We start from the raw sequence: 2,831 nt of genomic DNA on the forward strand, positions 1-2,831 counted from the left end.
CCCTGGTGCGTCAGTTCATTCAGGGCCAGCTGTATCCGGAGTTGGCCAAGTTGCTGACGGGGTCGGACACCGAACTGCGTATCGATCTGGCCATGGGCCAACTCCTGGGCATCGCCTACTTGCGCCATGTCCTGCAGGTCGAACCGATCGCGTCCGCTTCAGTGGACGAACTCATTGCGCGGGTCACCCCGATCGTCACCGCCCATCTCACGCCCGGCCGCTAATTCGTTGCCGCTCGCGGACTAGGCCCGTAATCCGGTGTGCCAGCGGGCCGGCTGCGGTGCGCCGTGGCATGTCGCCTGTTGCCTCGCGACGAAAGTGGCGCATGTGACTCACCCGGGCCGGCGACTAGCTCGGCCCTGTGACCATCGGCATCAGGTAGTTGCGCACGTAGGTGCGGGTGTCGTCGATAGTCGCCAGGTTGATGCTGGTGTGCGGGGTGACGATAAACGACAGTTACGCTATCCGTCTAACGATCAGGAGTTCCTATGTCCGCCAAGGACCATCCCAACAGTGCGCCCGGCATGCCGATGCTCTTTCCGGCCTGGCTCGACCGGTTGCAGATGAAGTACATGAACCCGGTCATGCGGCGGGCGGCACGCTATTTGCCGACGTTCGTGGTGATCAACCACCAGGGCCGCAAGTCGGGCAAGCCGTATCGCACCGTGGTGAACGCCTATCGCAAAGGCAACCTCGTCGCGATCCTGTTGGGCCACGGCAAGGCCGACTGGGTCAAGAACCTGCTGGCCGCGGGCGAGGCGGATATCCAGGTTCGCAACCGCGACGTACACATCACCAACCTGCGGGTGCTGCCCACCGGCGCCGACGGCGACGGGCTGCCGCTCGTCGCGCGGCTGGGGCTGCGCCGGATGGGCGTCCTGGTCGCCGATATCACCTGAAAACATCCGCCGCGCAACGACTTTCGATCCATCGCCGGTGTGACGTCGGCGACCACGTCGGTTTCCTCGTCGGCGAGCCAGCGTTCGGCGTCGATGGCGGCCGCGCAACCGCTGCCGGCGGCGGTCACGGCCTGGCGGTAGGTGCGATCCACCTCCGTCTCACCCTCGGCCGTGGTCACCGACTTCACCGCACCGCCTAGCGACACCGACTCCACATCTTCCATCCGCAAATCAGCACCAAAGCGCAACGCCTGCTCACGCATCTGATCCATCAACTCCGGCCGCGACACCAGCCGAAAAGTGCTGCGGCGCCGCGCATCCGCGCCGCGAACGTGAAACGGCGCACACAACCAACGGTTGTGTCCCCACAACAGTCGCACCTCTACTGACATCCCCGTCAGAAGTGCACTATGGAATGCGTGACCCGTAGGCCCAATGCTGCGCCAACGGGCACCCACTGACACACAACATCATCGTCGATGCCCGGTAGCCACGAAGGCCCAGCAGCCCAGCTCGCCGCCTGCCGACCGATCCGTACCGCCGCGACCTGTTCGCGAAGGAGACACACCACATGACCACCGCACGTCCCGTTAAGACCCGCAACGAGGGTCAGTGGGCGTTGGGAGATCGCGAACCCCTCAACGACACCGAAAAGATCAAGAACGACGATGGGCCGCTGAATGTGCGCGACCGCATCATCAACGTCTACGCCAAACAGGGTTTCGACAGCATCGACAAGTCCGATCTGCGCGGGCGATTCCGCTGGATGGGCCTCTACACCCAACGCGAGCAGGGCTACGACGGCAGCTGGACCGGCGACGAGAACACCGACAAGATCGAAGCCAAGTACTTCATGATGCGCGTCCGCTCCGACGGCAAGGCGATGACGGCGCACACGATGCGCACGCTGGGCCGGATTTCGACCGAATTCGCCCGCGACACCGCCGACATCAGCGACCGGGAAAACCTGCAATTGCACTGGGTCCGGATCGAGGACGTCCCCGAGATCTGGCGACGGCTCGATTCCGTGGGATTGCAGACCACCGAGGCGTGCGGCGACTGCCCGCGCGGCATCCACGGTTCGCCACTGGCCGGCGACTCGCTCGACGAGGTGCTCGACCCGTCGTCCGCGGTCGACGAGATCGTCCGCCGCTCGCTGAACAACCCCGAGTACGCGAACCTGCCGCGCAAGTACAAGACCGCGGTCTCCGGGCTGCAGGACGTCTCCCACGAGACGCACGACATCGCGTTCGTCGGCGTCCACCACCCCGAGCACGGCCCCGGCCTCGACCTCTGGGTGGGCGGCGGCCTGTCGACCAACCCGATGCTCGCGCAGCGGCTCGGAGCGTGGATTCCGCTGAGTGAGGTGCCCGACGTCTGGGAGGCCGTCACCCAGCTGTTCCGCGACTACGGCTACCGGCGGCTGCGCGCCAAGGCCCGGCTGAAGTTCCTGGTCAAGGACTGGGGCGTGGAAAAGTTCCGTGAAGTTCTCGAAGACGAATACCTCAACCGCCGGCTGATCGACGGCCCGGCCCCCGCGCCGGCCAAGCACACCATCGACCACGTCGGCGTGCAGCGAATCAAGAACGGCCTCAACGCGATCGGCGTCGCGCCGATCGCCGGACGCGTGTCGGGCAGCACCCTGTCGGCCGTGGCCGACCTGATGGAAAAGGCCGGCTCCGACCGGGCCCGGTGGACCCCGTTCCAGAAGCTGGTCATCCTCGACGTGGCCGACGACAAGGTCGACGAGCTGGTCGCCGGCCTGGACGCGCTGGGCCTGCCGTCACGGCCGTCGTCGTGGCGCAAGAACACCATGGCGTGCACCGGAATTGAGTACTGCAAGCTGTCGTTCGCCGAAACCCGGGTTCGCACCCAGACTTTGGTGCCCGAGCTCGAACAGCGCCTGGCCGACGTCGAATCCCGGCTGGACGC

At 65.7% G+C, this 2,831-nt stretch carries 2 protein-coding genes and 3 pseudogenes; 3 read left to right on the top strand and 2 right to left on the bottom strand.

Annotated elements, in window-relative coordinates; translation table 11 throughout:
• Positions 1-224 (top strand): annotated as a pseudogene (locus tag Q0W90_RS24020) (TetR/AcrR family transcriptional regulator); the annotation flags it as partial.
• Between the two features lie 124 nt (positions 225-348).
• On the opposite strand, the pseudogene Q0W90_RS24025 reads toward Q0W90_RS24020, so the two are convergent.
• Positions 349-456 (bottom strand): annotated as a pseudogene (locus Q0W90_RS24025) (TetR/AcrR family transcriptional regulator); the annotation flags it as partial.
• A gap of 32 nt (positions 457-488) precedes the next feature.
• Here Q0W90_RS24025 and Q0W90_RS24030 point away from each other — a divergent pair.
• Positions 489-899: a nitroreductase family deazaflavin-dependent oxidoreductase gene (locus Q0W90_RS24030; RefSeq protein WP_297777129.1), complete on the top strand. Its 411-nt coding sequence runs from the start codon at positions 489-491 to the stop codon at positions 897-899.
• Positions 900-1,054: 155 nt separating this feature from the next.
• On the opposite strand, the pseudogene Q0W90_RS24035 reads toward Q0W90_RS24030, so the two are convergent.
• A pseudogene (locus Q0W90_RS24035) lies at positions 1,055-1,198 on the bottom strand (thioredoxin-disulfide reductase); the annotation flags it as partial.
• A 272-nt stretch (positions 1,199-1,470) separates the two neighbouring features.
• On the opposite strand from Q0W90_RS24035, the gene Q0W90_RS24040 reads away from it, so the two are divergent.
• On the top strand, positions 1,471-2,831 hold a 1,361-nt coding region (locus Q0W90_RS24040; protein WP_297777132.1), incomplete at its 3' end, for a nitrite/sulfite reductase.

Source organism: Mycobacterium sp. (assembly GCF_025933915.1).
Classification (GTDB): Bacteria; Actinomycetota; Actinomycetes; order Mycobacteriales; family Mycobacteriaceae; genus Mycobacterium.

Excerpts from the sequence above, each read along its gene's own strand:
- Q0W90_RS24030 (WP_297777129.1), top strand. The coding sequence starts at position 489 with ATGTCCGCCAAGGACCATCCCAACAGTGCGCCCGGCATGCCGATGCTC.